The sequence below is a fragment of the Nocardioides palaemonis genome, from assembly GCF_018275325.1.
In the GTDB taxonomy this organism is placed as follows: Bacteria; Actinomycetota; Actinomycetes; order Propionibacteriales; family Nocardioidaceae; genus Nocardioides; species Nocardioides palaemonis.
In genome coordinates, this window is sequence record NZ_JAGVQR010000003.1 from 552,791 (window position 1) to 572,074 (window position 19,284).

Genomic DNA, 19,284 nt, shown 5'->3' on the forward strand with positions numbered 1-19,284 from the left:
GGCTCCGCGGGGTCCGAAAACGGCGGCGGGGGCCGCCCGGGTCAGACCGCGCGCTTCTTCAGCTTGCGGCGCTCACGCTCGGACAGGCCGCCCCAGATGCCGAACCGCTCGTCGTTCATCAACGCGTACTCGAGGCAGTCGTCGCGGACCTCGCACGTCAGGCAGACCTTCTTGGCCTCACGGGTGGAGCCGCCCTTCTCGGGGAAGAACGCCTCGGGGTCCGTCTGCGCGCACAGGGCGCGGTCCTGCCAACCGATTTCCTCGCCCTCGGGCTCGAGGAGAAACAGTTCTGCTCTCATGTCTTCTCGCCCTTTCGACCCTGGTGGAAGCTGAACGACACTGTGGGAATTACATGCCTGTCGTACACCGCAAGTCAAGCCCGGATCTGATATGGCCATTCCCCTTCGGGCAGGCTGTCACCTATGTCATCATCCGGCGCGATGCCCACCCCGAACCCCCCGTCCGCAGGCGCCGTCCGGCGCATCACGGTGCTGTCCGGAGGGGTGGGTGGCGCCCGCTTCCTCCAGGGACTCTTGCACGGCCTGCGCAACGGCCTGGTGCCGGGCGGCACGGCCGAGACGGAGGTCACGGTCGTGGCCAACACGGCCGACGACTGGTGGATCCACGGGCTGAAGGTCTGCCCCGACCTCGACACCGTGATGTACACCCTGGGCGACGGCATCGACCACGAGCGCGGCTGGGGCCGGCGCGAGGAGACCTGGAGCGCGAAGACCGAGCTGGAGGCCTACGGCGTCGAGCCGACCTGGTTCGGGCTGGGCGACCGCGACATCGCCACCCACCTCGTCCGCACCCAGATGCTCGAGGCGGGCTACACGCTCTCGCAGGTCACCGAGGCGCTCTGCCGACGGTGGCAGCCCGGTGTGCGGCTGCTCCCGATGAGCGACGACCGGGTCGAGACCCACATCGCGGTCGCCGACCCCGACAGCCCGAGCGGCCGGCGGGTGGTCCACTTCCAGGAGTACTGGGTGCGGATGCACGCCGCCGTCCCCGCCGAGGCCGTGCTGGTCGTCGGGCAGGACCAGGCGACTCCCGCGCCCGGCGTGCTGGAGGCGATCTCGGAGGCCGACCTGGTCGTGCTGCCGCCGTCCAACCCGGTCGTCTCGGTCGGCACCATCCTCGGCGTGCCCGGCGTCCGCGAGGCGCTCCGGTCGACGCCCGCCCCCGTCGTGGGCCTCTCCCCCATCGTCGGCGGCGACCACGTGCGCGGCATGGCCGCCCAGGTGCTGGCCGCCATCGGCGTGGAGGTCTCGGCAGCCGCGGTCGGCCTCCACCTCGGCGCCCGCTCCGCCGGCGGCGTGCTCGACGGCTGGCTCGTCGACGAGCGCGACGCCGACCAGGTCGCCGTGCTCGAGGCCGCCGGACTCCGGGCGCGCGCGGTCCCGCTGATGATGACCGACCACGACGCCACCGCGGCGATGGCTGCGGCCGCCGTCGCGCTGGCCCGCGAGCCGCGCCCCGCATGAGCGGGCGCGCGCACCGGATCGAGGTCTGGGCGCCCGACGGCGTCGCGGAGGTCACTGCCGGCGACGACCTCGTCGCCCTCGTCCTGGCCGCGACCGGGGGCGGCAGCGACCTCGCCGACGGCGACGTCGTGTGCCTCACCAGCAAGGTCGTCAGCAAGGCCGAGGGCCGGGTACGCCGGGGCGACCGGGACGAGGCGATCGAGGAGGAGACCGTGCGGGTCGTCGCCCGCCGCGGCGCCACCCGCATCGTGCGCAACCGCCTCGGTCTCACCATGGCCGCGGCCGGGGTGGACGCGTCCAACGTCGAGGTCGGCTCGGTGGTGCTGCTGCCGCTCGACCCCGACGCCTCGGCGCGCGACCTCCGCGCAGGGCTGCTCGAGCGGGCCGGGGTCAACGTCGCCGTCGTCGTCACCGACACCTCCGGCCGGGCCTGGCGCGAGGGCCAGACCGACCTCGCGGTCGGCGCCGCCGGCCTCGTGGTCGCCGAGGACCACGCCGGTCGCACCGACCCCTACGGCAACCCGCTCGCCGTCACCCTCCCCGCCGTGGCCGACGAGATCGCCGGCGCCGCGGAGCTCGCCCAGGGCAAGCTCGCAGCCCGCCCCCTCGCGATCGTGCGGGGACGCGCCGACCTGGTGCTGCCGGCCGGTGAGCACGGACCGGGGGCGACGTCGCTGGTCCGGGCGGAGGGTGCCGACTTCTTCGGCTACGGAGCGCGCGAGGCCGTCGTGCGTGCCCTGGCCGGGGACGCGGGCGACCGCGCCCCCTTCGGCTCACCCGCCACGCCCGCCGAGCTGAGGTCGTCGCTCGGTGCCGTCGTCGGCACCGTCACCGGCGAGCCGGGCGCGGCCGGCCTGGCCCTGCCCGCCGACGCCGACCGGACGGCCGTCGCGGCGGTGCTCTTCGCGCACGGGTGGCGCCTCGACGCCTGGGAGCCCGGGGTCGTCGACGCCGGATCGGGCGTCGTGTGCCGCGTGTCACCCGTGACTACGTAGACTCTGCCGACGTCCCACCGCACGCCCCTTCACGAGAGACACCACCACCGTGGCCAAGCAGCCGAAGAAGACCGACCGTCAGGCGGTCATCGACTCCATCCGCTCCCAGCAGTCGCGCTCCGAGAACCGGCGCGGCCTGGCGATCGTGGGCGTGTGCGTCCTCGTGGCGGTGCTCATCGTCGGCGCCGCGGCCTTCAAGCCGCTCCGGGACTGGTGGGACCTGCGGGCCTACGCCAACGACTCGCTCGGCGAGATCGGCGCCAAGGCCTCGACCTGCCAGAAGGTCACCACCAAGAAGGCCGAGGGCAACCAGGACCACGTCGAGGTCGGCACGCCGATGACCTACCCGGACTCGCCGCCGGCCTTCGGCCAGCACTGGAACATGTGGGACAGCATGGACCGCAAGCTCTACACGACCTCGGACCGTCCCGAGCTCGGCGAGCTGGTCCACAACCTCGAGCACGGCTACACGATCCTCTGGTACGACGAGACCATCGCCGACAGCTCCTCGGCCATGGACGAGCTGCGCGGCATCGCCTCCAAGCTCCAGGGCACGACCAACCTGCGCGACAAGTTCAAGGCCGTGCCGTGGACTTCTGAGGACGGCGACCCGTTCCCCGAGGGCCAGCACGTCGCCTTCACCCACTGGTCGGTGGGCGGTGTCGGCCAGACCGACGCCTCCAAGCAGGTGGGCGTCTGGCAGTACTGCTCGGACCTGAGCGGCAGCGCGCTCGAGCAGTTCATGGAGGACTACCCCTACATGGACTCGCCGGAGCCGACGGTCGTCTGACCCCGGCCGGGGACGCACGTGACCACCTTCGCCGAGGTCCTGTCCGCCCAGCTCCGTCGTGACCCCGGTCGCCCCCTGGTGACCTTCTACGACCACGCCACCGACGAGCGGGTCGAGCTGTCCGTGACGACGTACGCCAACTGGGTGGCCAAGGCGGCCGGGCTGCTCGTCGAGGAGTGCGACCTCGAGCGCGGCGCGACGCTGCGCATCGACCTGCCGCCCCACTGGCTGTCGCCGGTCTTCCTGGGCGCCGCCTGGACGGTCGGCCTGCGCGTGACGACGTCGGACGCACCGGACGCCGTGGTCTGCGGACCCGACGGCCTCGAGCGCTGGTCGTCGCTCGCCGGCTCGGTGCCCGTCCTCGCCTGCAGCCTGCGCCCCCTGGGCGTGCGGTTCGCCGAGCCGCTCCCCTCCGGGGTCCTCGACGTCGGCGTGGAGATCTGGTCGCAGCCCGACAGGTTCACCGCCTGGGACCCGCCGTCCGGGTCCGACCCCGCCACCGACGCGCTCACCCACGACGAGGTGTTCGGCGCGAGCCCCGCGGACGAGCTGACGGCCGCCGTCGGGAGGTCTCTCACCGACGGCGGCCGTCTCCTCTCGGTGGCCGACCCGGCTTCCCCACCAGGAACGGCCACCTTCACCGAGCCCCTCAGACGAGGAGGCTCGCTGGTCCTCGTGCGCAACCCCGACCCCGGTCGCCTCGACGCCGTCTTCGACGCGGAGCGGGCGACCGCACGGTCCTGACCGCGCGACCCCGGCCTACCCGGCCAGGTCGTAGCCCCCCAGTCCCTCGCCGAGCACGCGCGGCCGGGAGACCCCGGACCGGCGCCCGCCGTAGACGTAGACGACTCCGCTGGCGCGGTCGCGCACGATGTAGTCGCCGCCGCCCTTGAGCGTCATCGCCTGCACGCCCAGCACCCAGTCGAAGCCGGAGAGGTCGCTCGGCAGGCCTGCTCGGGACGGGACGCCGCCCTTCACCGGGACCGGGTCGTTGAAGCCCCGGCCGTTGCCGGCCCACACCGCGAGCCTGCCGGCGGTCGTGCCGATCAGGTCCGGCACCCCGTCGCCGGTGACGTCGCCGACGGCGGTCAGGCCGGAGACCGCGCCGAAGCCGGAGCCGAGCAGCGTGGGCTGGGCCAGCGCGCCCGTGCCGTTGCCCGTGAAGAGCCACAGCTGACCCGCGGTGTTGCGCGTGACCACGTCGCCGAAGCCGTCGCGGTTGACGTCGCCGGCGTTGAGCAGCAGGTCCATCCCGGCGAACGAGACGCCGGTGTCGACCGGCGCGCCGAGCTCGAAGGTGTCGCGGTTGGCCACGATCACGAGTTGCTTGCCGGCGATGCCGACCAGGTCGGCGCCCGGGCCACCCACCAGGTTGGCGCTCGTGATGGCGCGCATGGTCCGCACGTTCGTCGCCGGACCCACCGGGGCGCCGAAGCTGCCGTTGCCGTGGCCGGGGTAGACCATCATGCGTCCGGTGGAGGTGCGGGCCGCCAGGTCGGTGCGACCGTCGCGGTTGAAGTCACCCGTCACGATCCGGTTGACCTTGCTCCAGGCCCCCGCGACCCGCTGCGGACGGGCGAACAGCCCCGTGCCGTAGCCGGTCTGGAGGTAGAGCCGGTTCTTGGTGCGCAGCAGCAGGTCGGCACGCCCGTCGCCGTTGAGGTCGCCGGCGCCGATGATCTGCTTGTAGCTGCTGTAGCCCTTGCGGGTGACCTTGCGGGAGAAGCCGCCCTTGCCGGTCGCGGTGAGGACGACGAGCCGGCCCTTGTAGCGGGCCACCAGGTCGTTGCGGCCGTCGCCGTTGACGTCGCCGGCGGCCGCGAACAGCGAGTAGCCGCGCAGGTCCATCTTGCGGACGGTCTTGCCGAACTTGCCGTTCGACCGGCCCTCGCGGATCCGGACGGTGCCGCGCTTGTCGACCGTCACCAGGTCGGGCGTGCCGTCACCGGTCAGGTCCGGCGAGACGAGCACGTCGGCGACCTTGTCCCAGCCCTTCTTGCCCACCACCGTGCGCTTCTGGAACGAGGTGAGGCCGCCGGTCGGCAGCACCACGCCGCGACCGTCGGACGCGCGCCGCACGACCAGGTCGGGGTACGGCGAGGCGTCGAGGTTGTTCTGCGGGTTCGGGGCCGACACGGCGATCGGCGTCGGACCGGTCGTCGTCGGAGCCGCCTGGGAGGCGTAGGTCCGGATGAGCGGGATCTGGGCGTAGAGGTACTTGCCGGGGCAGGCCGTGGAGCCCGCGTCGCGGTGGCCGTTGATCGCGGCGAACGTCGAGCGGCCCACCTTCTGCGACATGGACGCGGGGTCGACGCCGGAGATCGAGAGCTTCCACGCGAAGAGCTGGCCGTAGGCCCGCAGCATCGCGTCGCTCGGCGCCTGGACGTCGTAGTTGCCGATCGCGGACATCGCGAAGGAGTAGTCGTTGTAGTTCAGCGTGTGCGCGCCGACGACCGGCTTGTCGATGCCGCCGTAGCGGCCCTCCCAGATCCGCCCGAACCGGTCGACGAGGAAGTTGTAGCCGATGTCGCTCCAGCCGCGGGACTTCACGTGGTAGGCGTAGATGCTGCGGATGATCGCCGGGACCTGGGCCTCGGTGTAGTCGTTCGCGTTGACCGTGTGGTGCACGAAGCCGGCGTTGATCGAGCCGTAGCGCAGCGAGCTCTTGTCGCGGATGGACTCGTCGGCACCCCACTGGGCGCGGGAGAAGATCGTGGGCTGGGCAGCGGTGCGCTGCGAGCTGGTGGCGATGCGGCCGCTGGTCCGGCCGCTGGTCGAGGCGGCCTGCAGGGAGATCAGGTCGTCGCCCTCCGACTGCTCGAGGGCGCCCTGGTCCTCGTACTCCTGCTCGTAGCCGGCGGTGCCGGACGCGTCGTCGCCCCGGTCGGCCGGCGCCTCGGTCTCGCTGCCCTTCGCCGACCCGGGGTCGACGAGAGCGAGGGAGAGGTCGTCGGGCAGCGTCGCGCCATCGGTGCGGGCCTGGACCTGCACGTCGTCGACCTCGCCGACGAACATCGGCTCGGTGCCCGGACGGGCCTTCGCCGCCTCGGCGCTCCCGGCGTCGGGGCCGTGCTCGTCGTGGTACTCCAGCGCCTCCCAGTCGCTCCAGTCGTCGCCCTCGCGGGTGCGGACGCGGAGGGTGATCTGGTCCTCGTCGAGGTCCTCGCCGTGCTGCCAGGTCACACCGATCGCGGCGAAGCCGCTGACCGCCTGCGGCTTGCTGGTGACCCGGGAGCTCGTGGCGCCACCGGCGACGGTGCGTCCCTGCAGCCCGGCGAAGCCACCGCCGGTCGCGGTGAGCGGCACCTCGGTCACGTGCGGGGCGACCGCCTTGAGCGGCACGGTCGCCGACGTCAGCTCGGCCGGCAGCGGCCGACCGACCGCGCCGGTGCCGGACGACCCGGCCGAGCGGTCGCCGATGATGTCGAGGGACACGACACCGGAGGCCGGGGTCAGCACGACGAGCACGACGCCGAGCGCCAGCACCTGCTGGCAGAACGTGACGAGACGAGCCTGGGAAGGGCGCATGAGACAAAACCTGTTCCTGTGTGGGGGAAGGTCACACAGGCAGAAGTTCACACCAGTCACACCAGTCACGGAAGGGGTTCTGAGTAACTACAACGGTGTAATTTCCAGTCGACACGCCGTTACATAGGTGTAATTCTCACCGATTGCCGCGGTTTGTGGCCCTCAACACGCCGCGAGCGGTGCGTGAGGAGGGTTTCCGGAGCTCGGAATCCGCCTCACGCACCGCTCGTGGGTACGCAGGGAGTGACGCGTTCAGATGTCGCTGGCGAGCGCGTCGTCGCGCTCGTCGACCTCCTCGCCGTCGTCCTCCTCGTCACCGTCGTAGTGGAGGTACCTGATCGCCTCGTCGACGTCGCCGTCGAAGCCGACCCGCCCCTTCTCCAGGACGATGGCGCGGTCGCACATCCGCTTCACCGAGCCCGCGGAGTGCGAGACGTAGAACATCGTGATCCCGGACTCGCGGATCTCCTTCATCCGCTTGAGGCACTTGCGCTTGAAGGGCCGGTCCCCCACCGCCAGCACCTCGTCGGCGATGAAGATGTCGCAGTCGACGTGGACGGCCACCGCGAAGCCGAGGCGGGCGAACTGGCCCGAGGAGTAGTTGCCGACGGGCATGTCCAGCTGGCGGCCGACGTCGGCGAAGGCCGCGATGTCGTCGAACTTCGCGTCGGTCTCCTCCTTCGACATGCCGAGCATCGCGGCGTTCATGTAGATGTTGTCGCGACCAGTCAGCTCGTTGTGGAAGCCGGCACCGGTGGCGATCAGCCCGGAGATCCGGCCGCGGGTGAGCACCTGCCCCTCGTCGGGCACCATCACGCCGCTGACCATCTTGAGCAGCGTGGACTTGCCCGATCCGTTGAGGCCCATCAGGCCGATGGACTCCCCCTGCTGCACCTCGAAGGACACGCCGTCGAGTGCCTTGAACATGTCCTTGCCGGACGGCTTGTCGGCCGCCTCCTCGGCGGACCGCTTGCGCCGGTCGGGACGCAGCATCTGCTTGAGGGTGCGCTGGTACTGGTACCGGAAGGACTTGGTGACGTTGTCCACCACGATCGAGGTCGTCATCACAGCCGCTCCGTGATCGACTTCTCGAGCCGGGCGAAGACCCACTGGCCGACGACGAGCAGGACCAGACCGACGGCCAGCATGACGAACCCGCGGGTGTAGAGGTGGTCGGCGAACTCCGGGGCAGGCACCAGCGTCGGGTCGGTGGCCGACTTCGGCATCATCGCGCACGGGCCGTCGCACGTCGGGTACCAGAAACCCCGCTGGATGAGCTGGACCGCCTCGGCCACCGGGTTGGACACGTAGATCTCGTGCCAGACCCCGCCACCGAACCGGTCGTAGCTGATCCAGTACGGGTACATCATCGGCGCGGTGAACGGGACCATGTTGATGAAGGTCTGCACGATGCGCTGGAAGTCGCGGAAGAGCACGTTGACGCAGGAGAACATCAGCCCGAACGCCGTGCCGTAGATCATCATCAGCACGAAGCCGAGCAGCGCCGCGCCCATGCCGACCGCGTCGGGGACCCAGACCGGACCGTCACCGATCAGCCCGGTGGCGATGCAGGCGGCGATGAGGATGAACAGCTGCGGGAGGGCGTGCCAGAGCGACACCAGCATCGACGCCACCGGGAACATCTCCCGCGGCAACGCCATCTTGGTGATCACGCCGCGGTTGGACAGCAGCGACCGCGTGCCGGCGGTGACCGACTCGGTGAAGTAGTTGACCAGCACCATCCCGGCGAACAGGTGGATGGCGAAGTTCTGGATGCCGAGGCCGCGCCCGAGGAGCAGGCCGAAGACGACGTAGAAGGTCAGGAACCGCGTGAACGGGTTGATGTAGGACCAGAGCAGCCCGAAGGCGGTGCCGGCGTAGCGCGCCTGGATCTCGCGGCGCACCATGAGGCGCAGCAGGTAGCGGCGCCGGAAGACCTCGAGCACGCCCGAGGTACGCGAGGGTGGTGCGAGCGGGACGTGGGCGAGGTCGTGGCGCACCTCGACCGAGCCCGACGCGGCGCCAGCCTGGCTCACGCGTCGTCCCTGTCGGCGGCGTCGGTCGCGTCGGACCAGGGGGCGAAGGTCTTCTCCCACGCCTCCGGCGAGGTGATCTCACCGAGGGCGTCGCGGTACTGCTGGGCCAGCTGCGGCCACTCGCGGTGAAAGCGGCGGTGGATCTCGATCGTCCGCTTCAGCAGGTCGCGGTAGTGGGCCGGGTCGCGCTGGTAGAGCGCCACCGAGCTGCCGTCGTTCATCGAGACGATCGCGGAGTCGTACTTCACGAGGTTCCACCACTTGGCGTCCATCGAGCTCAGCTCGGCCTCGGGGTACTCCCCCGCCAGCTCGCGCACCGGGCGCAGCTGGCGCAGCGGCGCCAGGGCCGCGGCGACGAGCGTGGCCTTGCGGCCCGGGATCTCGATGTCGGACTTGCCCTTCTTCGGCGGCTTCTTGCGGCGTACCGGCGGCAGGTCGTCGCGGTCGGTGTGCAGCTGCGCGTCGGACCACTGCTTGCGGAAGGTGTTGATGTCCGCGAGCTTGGTGGCCAGCTCGCCGTGCAGGGCGTGCGGGCCGCGCAGGACGTCCTCCATCGCGAGGTGGCGCAGCTCGGCGGTGGAGTACTGCAGCGACGCGAGGTGCTTGACCTGGTGGTTGAGGCTCTCGCGCACCATCCGTCCGCCGCGCTCGTAGGGCGAGTGCAGCAGCGCGGCGATGATCCGGTTGCGGTGGTGGAAGTACGACTGCCAGTCGAGGCCGTCGTTCTTGTCGGTCCACGGCACGTGCCAGACCGCGGCGCCCGGGAAGGACACCGTCGGGTAGCCGGCCTGCTTGGCGCGCAGCCCGAACTCCGAGTCGTCCCACTTGATGAAGACCGGCAGCGACAGGCCGACCTCCTCGAGCACGACCCGCGGGATCAGGCACATGAACCAGCCGTTGAAGTCGACGTCGGCGCGCTTGTGCAACCAGCGCGAGGAGCGCAGGTTGCGGGCGCCGAAGTCCCACTGGGAGTAACCGTCGAGACGGGTCTGCCACCAGAACCGCCACGGCTGGACGATCTCGCCGAAGGAGTGCAGCTCGGAGCGGCTGTAGAGGTTGAACATGTGGCCGCCGACGATGGTCGGCCGCTTGGCCAGGTCGCCGAAGGTGACGGCGCGGATGATGCCCTCGGGCTCGCAGACGACGTCGTCGTCCATCATCATCGCGTAGGTCGCGGTGCCCTTGCGGACGCTCTCGAGCTGGCCGCGGGCGTAGCCGCCGGAGCCGCCGAGGTTGCCCTGCACGATGACCCGCAGCTTGTCGCCCAGACCGGCCTTCGCTGCCGGGAAGTACTCGCTCCCGGTGACCTTGTCCTTGCCCTGGTCCATCACCATCACGGTGTCGAGGTAGGGCGCGAGCTCCTCGGCGTCACCGAGCTGGGTCAGCAGCTGGGCGCTCATGTCGGGGAGCATCGTGGTGATGCAGACGTCGACGGTGCCGTGCTCGGCGCGGTCGGCGGGGACCTGCGCGGTCCACTCCGCTCCCTCGACGGTCGCGCCCTCGTCGCCGGCGACGACGTCGTACCAGTACCACCCGCCGTCGACGAAGGGCTTCAGCGTCAGGGAGAAGGTGAACTCGCCGGAGTCGCCCTCGACGGTCGCTGCGTCGACGCGCTGGGAGTGACCGCGTGCCATCGACTTGTAGACCGTGACGCTCGCGCCGGCGCCCGAGACCCGGACGGTCAGCTCGACCTCGTCGACGATCGTGTGGCGGCGCCAGTAGGACGCCGGGAAGGCGTTGAAGTAGGAGCCGAAGGACAGCAGCTGCTGCGGCTCGAGGCGCAGGGCGGTGCGCGAGCGGATCTGGTCGGGGTGGAGCTTCTTGCCGGTCGAGGTCGACTGGCGGATCGCCGCGTTGTTGAGGTCCTTGGCCGCCTTGTCGCCGCCGACCGCGTCGCGGTCGGTGTCGAGCTTGGCGTCCTCGAGGTCGACGTAGAGGGGGAAGACGTCGGTGTCGCGGTCGATCGGCAGGATCTGCCGCTGGAGCAGGCGGGTCACGGTCCCGGCCCCGGTCTGGGTGGTGCTCATGCGTCGATGCCTCCGCTCTTCAGCTCGGCGCCCTCGGTGAAGTGCGGCTTGAGCTTGTTGTCGAACATCGACAGCGCAGCGCCGATGGCCATGTGCATGTCGAGGTACTGGTAGGTGCCGAGGCGACCGCCGAAGAGGACCATCGGCTCGGCCTGGGCCAGCTCGCGGTACTTCAGCAGCTTGGCGCGGTCCTCGGCGGTGTTGACCGGGTAGTAGGGCTCGTCGCCCTCCTCGGCGAAGCGGCTGTACTCGTGGACGATGACGCTCTTGCCGGGCAGGTGGGTCTTCTCGCGCTCGGGGTGGAAGTGCTTGAACTCGATGATCCGGGTGTAGGGCACCTCCTGGTCGTTGTAGTTGACCACGCCCGTGCCCTGGAAGTCGTCGGTGTCGACGACGCTCTCCTCGAGGTCGACGGTTCGCCAGGACAGGCGGCCCTCCGAGTTGCCGAAGTACTCGTCGACGGGTCCGGTGTAGACGATCGGGACCGTGCCCTTGAACTCGTCGGCGACGTCGAAGAAGTCGGTCTCGAGGCGGACCTCGATGTTGGGGTGGTCGGCCATCCGGGTCAGCCACGCGGTGTAGCCGTCGACCGGGAGCCCCTCGTAGGTGTCGCTGAACCAGCCGTTCTGGAAGGTGTAGCGGACCGGGAGGCGGGTGATGATGTCCGCGCTCAGCTCGGTGGGGTCGGTCTGCCACTGCTTGGCGGTGTAGCCCTTGATGAACGCCTCGTAGAGCGGGCGGCCGATCAGGCTGATCGCCTTCTCCTCGAGGTTGGTCGCGGCGGCCGTGTCGAACTCGGAGGCCTGCTCGGCGATCAGCGCCCGCGCCTCGTCGGGCGTGTGGGACTTGCCGAAGAACTGGTTGATGAGCGCGAGGTTGAGCGGCAGCGAGTAGACCTGCCCCTGGTACTTCCCGAACACCTTGTGGCGGTAGTCGGTGAAGGAGGTGAACCGGTTCGCGTACTCCCAGACCCGCTCGTTGGAGGTGTGGAAGAGGTGGGCGCCGTACTTGTGCACCTCGACCCCCGTCTCGGGGTCGCGCTCGGAGTACGCGTTGCCGCCGAGGTGGTGCCGGCGCTCGAGGACGAGCACGCGGAGTCCGAGCTCCTCGGCGCAGCGCTCGGCGACCGTGAGGCCGAAGAGGCCGGAGCCGACGATGACGATGTCGGGGTGGGACAAGGGATTCACTCCTGTGGGTGAGGGGCTGTGCGAGTCTACCGAGGCGGTCGGGCCTCATCGGCGAGGCGCCGCATGCCGCGCGCGGAGGCCATGGCGCGGATCACGTTGCGGGCCTCGGCGCGGCCGCCGCGCACCGGGCTGAGCAGCACCACCGCGACGGTGATCAGCCACGGCTTGAGCCGGACGAGGGCGTTCTCCCCGTGGCGCAGGTGCACCACGAAGAGGTTGCGGTACATGTAGAAGCCCTTCCACCCCGACAGGTCGTGCTGCTGGTTGAAGTCGAGCTGGCGCACGAGCACCGCGTCGCGCACCGCCCAGATCCGCCGGCCGGCGCGGCGGGCGCGGACGGCGTACTCGGCGTCGTCGTAGAAGATGAAGAACGACGGGTCGGGGAAGCCGATCTCGGTGACCACCGAGCGGCGGGCCATGAAGCCCTCGAACGCGACGTTCTGCACCTCGACTCGCTCGGGCATCGAGGCGCGGTCGGGATAGACGGTGTCGACGGCCGCCCGCTTGGGCTTGATCGCGAGCGGGTTGCGCAGGTCGAAGTCGACCGCGGCCTTCTCCACCAGCGCACCCGTGAGGTCCTCGCGGACGGAGGTCAGGCAGTCCTCGTCGACGGCCATCAGGGTGGCGAGGCAGTCGGGCGCGGGGACCACGTCGTCGTCGACGAGCCAGATGCGGTCCCACCCCCCGTCGTACGCCGCCCGCGTGCCGAGGTGGAAGCCGCCCGCGCCACCGAGGTTCTCGTCGGTGGTGATGACCTGCAGCGGCAGGTCGTCGCGTGCGGCGAGCACGTCGGCGGTGTGGTCGGTGCTGACGTTGTCGACGACCACCACGCGGTCGGGCCGGCGGGTCTGGGCCGCGAGGCCGTCGAGCAGGCGGACCAGCAGGTCGGCCCGGTTGTGGGTCACGACGACCACCGCGACCGTCTCGTGGGCCGTCACGCGAGGTACCTCCGGTGGCCGTCGAAGTCGCCGGCGATGCCGGCCCGCATCGCGCGCACGCTGAGCCGCAGGCGCGACAGGCTCGGACGGGTGAACGTGTAGAACCACGCGGTCTTCACCACGAAGGCCAGCGCGTGCAGCGGTCCGCGGTAGTCGCGCAGGTTGACCAGGTTGTTGCGGGCCATGCAGTAGTGCTTGAGGTCGCTGGGCGAGTCGTTGTAGGTGGTGCGCCCGAACATCATCGGCGTGCCGAGGTTGCCGACGCTGGGGTGGCGCACGGTGGCGGTGACGACCGTCGCGACCCGCGCGCCCGCCTCCTCGGCGCGCAGCCGGTACTCGTGGTCGTCGCCCCAGATGAAGAACTCCTCGCGCGGCAGCCCGATCCGGTCGACGAGCTGCCGGGTGACCAGCACGCCGTTGAACGGGATGACGATGCCGTCGATACGGTCGCCGCGCGCCGCTCGGCGCACGTCGTCGACCGCGTGGACGACCCGGGTCCCGCCGGGGAGCCGGATCGGGAACACCAGCCGGCCCGGGTCGGCCTCGTCGACCACGAGCGGTCCCCAGAAGTCCAGGTTGTCGGCCTCCACGAGCAGCCGCTCGAGGCAGTCGACGTCGGGCAGGCCGTCGTCGTCCATCAGCCAGACCAGGTCGGCCTCGCGGTCGATCGCCCAGGCGAGCCCGTCGTGGAAGCCGCCGGCGCCGCCCCGGTTGGTGGACAGCGTGCGTCCCTGCAGCGGCGTCTCACCGGTCACGGACCGGCCGGCCAGCCACTCCCCCGTGCCGTCGCTGGAGGCGTTGTCGACCACCAGGACCTCGGCGAGGCCGTCGATCTCGCCGAGCCGGGCGACGAGCGTCTCGAGCAGCCCGAGCCGGTTGAAGGTGACCACGACCGCGACGATGCGGGGCACGGGTCCGGTGGTCACGGCGTACACCCTAGGGCCGCGACGAGCACGCTCAGCAAACCGCGCCGAGGTCCTCCGACTCGTTGGCGGCGTAGCCCTCGGAGAGCGAGCCGACCGAACCGCCGGTGACCGGCTGGGGGGCCTGCGGGGTCTGGGGCGCCTGCGGCGTCGCAGGAGCGGCGGGCGGCGCGGAGCCGGTGTCCTTCGCCGGCTGCGCCGGCTCCTCCGCCCCGGTGTCTGCCGCGGTGTCGGTCTCGGGCGCGGCCTCGACCGTCTTCTCCGGCGTGCGTCCCTCGGCCCTCGCGATGGCGTCGGCGACCTTCTGCTGGACCAGCGCGATGTCGGGGTGGGCGGTGTTGATCATCGGCGGGACCAGCGACAGCGTCGCGATCTTCTGACCCTTGGCCTTCAGCGCGAGGTCGACGAACCGGTCGACCTCGCCGCGCGGGATGTCGGTGGAGACCATCGCCGAGCTCGCCTTGGCGATCTTCTGGAAGTTCGTGACGGCGGTCTGCGGGCTGACCTGGTCGAGCATCGCGTTCATCACGCACTTCTGGCGGGCCATGCGCGAGTAGTCGTCGGAGTCGTGGCGGGCCCGGGCGAACCACAGCGTGTCCATGCCGTCGAGGGTGCGCGTGCCGGGCTCGATGTAGCGGAAGAAGGAGTCGGTGGGCAGGCCGACGGGGATCCGCTGGCGGACGTTGAGCTCGACCCCGCCGACGGCGTCGACGAGCTCGCGGAAGCCCTGCAGGTTGACCATCGCCCAGTAGTTCATCTTCAGGCCGGTGATGCCCTCGACGCCCTCGATGGTGGCGTCGATGCCGGGGTTCTTCGACCCCTCGAACACGTCGGGGTGGTCGAGCGCCCACGTGGCGAGGCCGTTGAGGTACTGCCCCTCCTCGTTGAACCCGTCCGGGAACTGCCCGGCCATCGCCGAGCCCTCCGGGAAGGGGAAGTTCTGCATGTTGCGCGGCAGCGAGATCAGCACCGTCTTGCCGGTCTCGGCATCGATGCTGGCGACCGTCATCGAGTCAGGGCGCAGCCCCCAGCGGCCGGCGCCCGAGTCGCCGCCCATCAGCAGCACGTTGTAGCGGCCGTGGTGGGCGCCGACGGCGTCGCCGTTGCCGAACATCGAGATCATGAAGTCGCGCTGGACGCCGACGACGTGGGCGCCGAAGAGCAGGGCCCCGGCGACGCTGAAGCAGAGGAAGCCGTTGACGCCGACGATCGCCAGGCGGTGCTGGCGCTGGAGGGTGAGCGGCTGGCCGAGGCGCCAGGCGTCGATGAAGAGGTAGGCCCAACCGATCGCCAGCGCCATCAGGCCGAGGCGCACGACCTGCAGCAGCCAGGTGGTGGTGCCGGCCCAGAAGGCCACGCCGTGCCAGACGTACGAGGCGGCGAGGGTGCCGAGGCCGAGCAGCAGCAGGCCGACCCAGGTCCGCAGCGCGATCAGCCCCACCCGCCGGTTGCCCGAGACCAGCTGCGCCGAGCCGGGCAGCACGAAGGTCATCAGGACGAGGGTCACCGCGCGGCGGAACCGCACGCGCTGGGCACGGTCCAGCGTGGTGAACCGCGGCTGGAGCGACCCGGAGGGCGGGACGGGCGGCATCGGGGGGCCTCTCTGCTGGGGGAAGTCAGCCCGACCAGTATCACCAGTCACACCCGCCCCACCCGGTCGCGACGCGCCGGGACTCCCGGGTCGGGCGACGTCACACCACGAGGTGCGCGGCGGGCATCCCCTCGGCGGCCAGGGCGGCGACCAGCACCTCGTCGGGGTCGCGGTCCAGGAACACCAGGCGCACGACGTCCGGGTCGGGGTTGCCCGCGTCCGGGCCGCGCCACACCAGCCGCATCCCGAGCCGCTCGGCGGTGCGGCGCGAGGCGACGTTGTGCTCCACGAGGTAGGCCAGGACCGGCCGCCCCGGCGCGACCGCGCGCGCCGCGTCGAGCGCCGCCTCCCCCATCTCGGTGGCGTAGCCGCGCCCGAGGACGCGCTGGTCGAAGCGGTAGTAGAGGTTCCACCAGCTGCGGCCGGTGGCGTCGGCGTCGAGCGCCTCGTCGGGGACCGCGCAGCCGCCCCGGCCCACGACCGGCCCCCCGGCCTCGTCGCGCACCGACCAGTAGGCCAGCCCGTCGCGGTCGAAGCGCCGGACGCTCGCGCCGACCATCGTGGTGCCGGCCGCGGGGTCCGTGACCAGGCCGGACGGGAAGTGCCGCCACGACGCCGGGTCGGCGTGGATCGCGAAGAGGTCGGCGGCGTCGTCGGCGACCGGCTCGTCGAGCCACAGCCGGGCGGTGCGGACGTGGCGCGGGTCGCTCACCCCTCGCGCCCGCGGTCGATCTCGGCCTTGCGGGCGAGCCGGTGCGCACGACGGATCTCGGCCTCGCGCTCGCGGCGTACGTCGTCGGGCGTCTCGGTCGCCAGGCGCGGGACCGGTCGCGGGTGCCCGTCGGGGTCGATCGCCACGAACACGAAGTAGGCGCTGGCCACGTGCACGGGCTCGTCGGAGGCGTCACCCCACGGCTGGGCCTCCACGCGCACGCCGATCTCCATCGACGACGTGCCGGCCCAGTTGACCTGGGAGTAGGTCTTGATGATGTCGCCGACGTGCACGGGCGCCAGGAAGGTCATCTCGTCCATCGCGGCCGTCACGGCCGGCCCGCCGCTGTGGCGGTAGGCGACGGCACCCGCCGTGGAGTCGGCGAGCTTCATGATGTCGCCACCGTGGACGTTGCCCAGCAGGTTGGACTCCGTGGACGAGGCGATGATCCCCAGGCTGACCCGGCTGTACGACGTGGGACGGGCGTCTGTCACGACGAGCACGGTAGCGTCCCTCCTCATGGCAGATCGTCCGAAGGGCTCCGGGGTGCCCGAGGAAGGGACCCCCGAGTACGACTGGCTCTACGGGAGCGGCTCCTCCACCCCACCGTCCGACGCCACCCAGCAGATGCCCGCCCGCGGTGGCGGGCGGGCCGACGAGACCCGCGTGATGCCCGCCGCGCGGCGCGAGGCCCGTGGCGGCGGCAGCGGCGGCACCAGCGGCAACGGCGGGGGTCGCCCGCCGACGCGCCCGCAGCCCACGCCGGCAGCGGCGGCACCCCGCAGGCGGCGCCGCTTCCGCCCGCGCCTCGGGCTCCGGCTCGTCCCGCTGCTGCTCCTGCTCGTGCTCGTCTACCTCGTCGGCGTCCCGCTCTGGTTCTACGGCAAGATCGACCGGGTCGACGCCGAGCCCAGCGGCGACCGGCCGGCCGACCAGCCCGGCACCAACTACCTCATCGTCGGGTCCGACAAGGCCGACGACCTGAGCGCCGAGCAGCGCAAGATCCTCCAGACCGGCGAGCGCGGCGGCACCAACACCGACACGATCATCGTGCTGCACACCGGCTCGGGTGGTCGCACGATGATGTCCATCCCCCGCGACACGCTCACCGAGGTGCCGGGTCACGGCACCCAGATGATCAACGCCGCCTTCGCGATCGACGGCGCGCCGCTCCTCGTCGCCAGCGTCGAGAAGCTCACCGGCATCCACATCGACCACTACGTCGAGCTCGGGTTCGGCAGCGTGATCAACACCGTCGACGCCTTCGGCGGCGTCGAGGTATGCCCGAAGCAGGACATGGTCGACCCCGCCGCCCGCCTGGACATCAAGAAGGGCTGCCAGGAGGTCGACGGCATCACCGCCCTCGCCTACTCGCGCTCGCGGCACGTCACCGCGCTGAGCGACCTCGACCGGGTGGCCCGCCAGCGCGAGGTGATCAGCGCGCTCGGCAGCGAGGCCACGACGCCGTGGACGTTCGTCAACCCGGTGCGCTACTGGAAGCTCAACAAGGCGGCCTCCGAGTCGATCCGCATCGACGACGGCATGGGCCCGCTCGACCTCGGTCGGTTCGCGCTCGCGATGACCGGCGAGAGCCAGACCTGCACGATGCCCAACCTCAACGCGCCCAGCGACCCGAACCGGATCATCGCCGACCCCGACCGGGCTCCCGCGCTCTTCGACGCGATCATCAACGACGAGACCGTGCCGAAGAAGGCCTGCACGCCCACGGGGCGCGTCACCAGCTGACGTACCCCCGCCTCGAGCGGTGCGTGAGGGGGATTCCGAGGTCCCGGAACCCCCCTCACGCACCGCTTGCGTGATTTCGCCGGCGCCCTTGAAACGACCATCGGCGTCGGCGTACGCTCGCGATATATCGCGATAGGTCACCGACAGTCTTCGACACATCGCGACCTGACTGTCAGCACGCACCCCGAGGAGCACGACATGGGACACCACTGGCCCGGCGCCGACTGGCCCGGCAACGACGACCGCGACCGCGACTGGGGCGCCGCCTGGGGAGGTGCCCGCGGCCGCCGCGCCGGCGGGCCGCCGCCCTGGCTGGCCGAGATGCTCGGCCTCGCCACCACCCCGCAGCGCCCGCAGCAGCGCACGCCCCGCGTACGGCGCGGCGACGTCCGCACCGCGATCATCGACGTGCTGCACCGCGCCCGGGTCGCCGACGAGCCGATCAACGGCTACCAGGTGATCCAGGAGATCGCCGAGCTGAGCAACGGCGAGTGGCGGCCCTCCCCCGGCTCGGTCTACCCGACCATCCAGCAGCTGCAGGACGAGGCGCTCGTGGAGTCCGACGACGAGCGCGGCCGCCGCACGATCCGGCTCACCGACTCCGGCGCCGACTGGGCCGAGTCCCACGCCGACGAGCTCGCGGCGGTGTGGGCGCCCTTCGCCCGCGCCGAGGTGCCGCCCACCGACCAGGGCTCCGACCGCTCGTCGGGGCAGGCCGACATCAAGAGCGAGATCCCGCAGGTGCTGAGCGCCGTGTGGCAGCTCGCCACCCAGGGCTCCGAGCAGCAGCGCCGCGCCGCGCTCGACGTGCTCGTCGACACCCGGCGCCGGCTCTACGGCATCCTCGCCGACGGCCGGGACAGCGAGCGATGAACCCGGACGACCCCCGCGTGCGGGTCTCCGACGGCGACCGCGAGCGCGCCATGGCCGATCTCGCCACCCACTACGCCGAGGGTCGCCTCGACCACGAGGAGTACGACGAGCGGCTCGACGCGATCTGGACCGCCCGCACCCGCGCCGACCTCGCAGTGCTGTTCGGCGACCTGCCCCGTCCGGTCGCGCCGCAGCCCCAGGCCCGCACCCCGCAGCCCCGCAGCCAGCGCCGCCGCCGGTTCCCGCTGCTGCCGGTGCTCGCCGTGCTGATCGTGCTGAGCGCCGTCACCGACGTGCCCTTCTGGCTGCTGGTCTTCCCGCTGTGGTTCCTCCTGCGCCGCGGCGGCTGCGGACAGCAGGCGTCGCACGCCCACGCCGCCCACGGCGACTACCGCCGGCCGCGCAGGTCGTCCGGCTGGTAGGCGGCAGCCCGGTTCCCGCGTTCCTTTGCGTT

18 protein-coding genes are annotated in these 19,284 nt (G+C 71.4%); 7 read left to right on the forward strand and 11 right to left on the reverse strand.

All coding sequences use genetic code 11. The features are described from left to right. Window positions 1–41: 41 nt before the first annotated feature. Window positions 42–299 carry a WhiB family transcriptional regulator gene (locus tag KDN32_RS15025; RefSeq protein WP_211733041.1) on the reverse strand — a complete coding sequence of 86 codons (258 nt, stop codon included), beginning with the start codon at window positions 297–299 and terminating at the stop codon, window positions 42–44. A 141-nt stretch (window positions 300–440) separates the two neighbouring features. Between KDN32_RS15025 and cofD the strand changes: the two genes are divergently transcribed. From cofD to KDN32_RS15045, 4 genes are read left to right on the forward strand one after another with little or no spacing between them, the layout of a single operon-like run. Beyond that, window positions 441–1,484: a 2-phospho-L-lactate transferase gene (gene cofD, locus KDN32_RS15030; RefSeq protein WP_211733042.1), complete on the forward strand. Its 1,044-nt coding sequence runs from the start codon at window positions 441–443 to the stop codon at window positions 1,482–1,484. Continuing rightward, on the forward strand, window positions 1,481–2,479 hold the full coding sequence (locus tag KDN32_RS15035; RefSeq protein ID WP_211733043.1) for a coenzyme F420-0:L-glutamate ligase: 999 nt from the start codon (window positions 1,481–1,483) through the stop codon (window positions 2,477–2,479). The genes cofD and KDN32_RS15035 overlap by 4 nt, the downstream gene beginning before the upstream one ends. A 49-nt stretch (window positions 2,480–2,528) precedes the next feature. Continuing rightward, on the forward strand, window positions 2,529–3,269 hold the full coding sequence (locus KDN32_RS22550; protein ID WP_211733044.1) for a DUF3105 domain-containing protein: 741 nt from the start codon (window positions 2,529–2,531) through the stop codon (window positions 3,267–3,269). Window positions 3,270–3,287: 18 nt separating this feature from the next. Then, window positions 3,288–4,013, forward strand: coding sequence for a TIGR03089 family protein (locus tag KDN32_RS15045; RefSeq protein ID WP_211733045.1), 726 nt, complete (start codon window positions 3,288–3,290; stop codon window positions 4,011–4,013). A 15-nt stretch (window positions 4,014–4,028) separates the two neighbouring features. Here the strand turns inward: KDN32_RS15045 and KDN32_RS15050 are convergent, their stop codons facing one another. From KDN32_RS15050 to KDN32_RS15095, 10 genes are all read right to left on the reverse strand, one after another. Further along, window positions 4,029–6,797, reverse strand: a complete 2,769-nt coding sequence (locus tag KDN32_RS15050; protein ID WP_211733046.1) for an FG-GAP-like repeat-containing protein — start codon at window positions 6,795–6,797, stop codon at window positions 4,029–4,031. A gap of 252 nt (window positions 6,798–7,049) precedes the next feature. Next, a complete protein-coding gene (locus tag KDN32_RS15055) occupies window positions 7,050–7,862 on the reverse strand; it encodes an ABC transporter ATP-binding protein (protein WP_211733047.1) in 813 nt (270 codons plus the stop codon). Continuing rightward, window positions 7,862–8,833 carry an ABC transporter permease gene (locus tag KDN32_RS15060; protein WP_307854127.1) on the reverse strand — a complete coding sequence of 324 codons (972 nt, stop codon included), beginning with the start codon at window positions 8,831–8,833 and terminating at the stop codon, window positions 7,862–7,864. Before KDN32_RS15060 ends, KDN32_RS15055 begins: the two co-directional genes overlap by 1 nt. After that, on the reverse strand, window positions 8,830–10,860 hold the full coding sequence (locus KDN32_RS15065; RefSeq protein ID WP_211733048.1) for a glycosyltransferase: 2,031 nt from the start codon (window positions 10,858–10,860) through the stop codon (window positions 8,830–8,832). Before KDN32_RS15065 ends, KDN32_RS15060 begins: the two co-directional genes overlap by 4 nt. Beyond that, window positions 10,857–12,038: a UDP-galactopyranose mutase gene (gene glf / locus KDN32_RS15070; protein ID WP_211733049.1), complete on the reverse strand. Its 1,182-nt coding sequence runs from the start codon at window positions 12,036–12,038 to the stop codon at window positions 10,857–10,859. The genes KDN32_RS15065 and glf overlap by 4 nt, the downstream gene beginning before the upstream one ends. Before the next feature lie 35 nt (window positions 12,039–12,073). Continuing rightward, window positions 12,074–12,985, reverse strand: coding sequence for a glycosyltransferase family 2 protein (locus KDN32_RS15075; protein ID WP_211733050.1), 912 nt, complete (start codon window positions 12,983–12,985; stop codon window positions 12,074–12,076). Beyond that, window positions 12,982–13,911, reverse strand: a complete 930-nt coding sequence (locus KDN32_RS15080; protein ID WP_307854128.1) for a glycosyltransferase family 2 protein — start codon at window positions 13,909–13,911, stop codon at window positions 12,982–12,984. Before KDN32_RS15080 ends, KDN32_RS15075 begins: the two co-directional genes overlap by 4 nt. Before the next feature lie 31 nt (window positions 13,912–13,942). Beyond that, on the reverse strand, window positions 13,943–15,499 hold the full coding sequence (locus tag KDN32_RS15085) for an LCP family protein (protein ID WP_211733051.1): 1,557 nt from the start codon (window positions 15,497–15,499) through the stop codon (window positions 13,943–13,945). Between the two features lie 100 nt (window positions 15,500–15,599). Next, complete coding sequence (locus tag KDN32_RS15090; RefSeq protein WP_211733052.1) at window positions 15,600–16,211, reverse strand: GNAT family N-acetyltransferase; 612 nt, start codon at window positions 16,209–16,211, stop codon at window positions 15,600–15,602. Beyond that, window positions 16,208–16,705: an acyl-CoA thioesterase gene (locus tag KDN32_RS15095; RefSeq protein WP_307854129.1), complete on the reverse strand. Its 498-nt coding sequence runs from the start codon at window positions 16,703–16,705 to the stop codon at window positions 16,208–16,210. Before KDN32_RS15095 ends, KDN32_RS15090 begins: the two co-directional genes overlap by 4 nt. Window positions 16,706–16,730: 25 nt before the next feature. Between KDN32_RS15095 and KDN32_RS15100 the strand changes: the two genes are divergently transcribed. The 3 genes from KDN32_RS15100 (at window position 16,731) to KDN32_RS15110 (ending at window position 19,252) form a co-directional block, all read left to right on the forward strand. Next, window positions 16,731–17,957: an LCP family protein gene (locus tag KDN32_RS15100; RefSeq protein ID WP_211733054.1), complete on the forward strand. Its 1,227-nt coding sequence runs from the start codon at window positions 16,731–16,733 to the stop codon at window positions 17,955–17,957. A gap of 198 nt (window positions 17,958–18,155) precedes the next feature. After that, window positions 18,156–18,830, forward strand: coding sequence for a PadR family transcriptional regulator (locus tag KDN32_RS15105; RefSeq protein WP_211733055.1), 675 nt, complete (start codon window positions 18,156–18,158; stop codon window positions 18,828–18,830). 17 nt (window positions 18,831–18,847) lie between these two features. Next, window positions 18,848–19,252, forward strand: a complete 405-nt coding sequence (locus KDN32_RS15110; RefSeq protein ID WP_211733056.1) for a DUF1707 SHOCT-like domain-containing protein — start codon at window positions 18,848–18,850, stop codon at window positions 19,250–19,252. Window positions 19,253–19,284: the final 32 nt, after the last annotated feature.

Bases quoted from the DNA above. Each gene is read 5' to 3' on its own strand.
- KDN32_RS15100 (WP_211733054.1), top strand. From the start codon at position 16,731: ATGGCAGATCGTCCGAAGGGCTCCGGGGTGCCCGAGGAAGGGACCCCC.
- KDN32_RS15025 (WP_211733041.1), bottom strand. From the start codon at position 299: ATGAGAGCAGAACTGTTTCTCCTCGAGCCCGAGGGCGAGGAAATCGGT.
- cofD (WP_211733042.1), top strand. From the start codon at position 441: ATGCCCACCCCGAACCCCCCGTCCGCAGGCGCCGTCCGGCGCATCACG.
- KDN32_RS15085 (WP_211733051.1), bottom strand. From the start codon at position 15,499: ATGCCGCCCGTCCCGCCCTCCGGGTCGCTCCAGCCGCGGTTCACCACG.
- KDN32_RS15050 (WP_211733046.1), bottom strand. From the start codon at position 6,797: ATGCGCCCTTCCCAGGCTCGTCTCGTCACGTTCTGCCAGCAGGTGCTG.
- KDN32_RS15105 (WP_211733055.1), top strand. From the start codon at position 18,156: ATGGGACACCACTGGCCCGGCGCCGACTGGCCCGGCAACGACGACCGC.
- KDN32_RS15055 (WP_211733047.1), bottom strand. From the start codon at position 7,862: ATGACGACCTCGATCGTGGTGGACAACGTCACCAAGTCCTTCCGGTAC.
- KDN32_RS15035 (WP_211733043.1), top strand. From the start codon at position 1,481: ATGAGCGGGCGCGCGCACCGGATCGAGGTCTGGGCGCCCGACGGCGTC.
- KDN32_RS15065 (WP_211733048.1), bottom strand. From the start codon at position 10,860: ATGAGCACCACCCAGACCGGGGCCGGGACCGTGACCCGCCTGCTCCAG.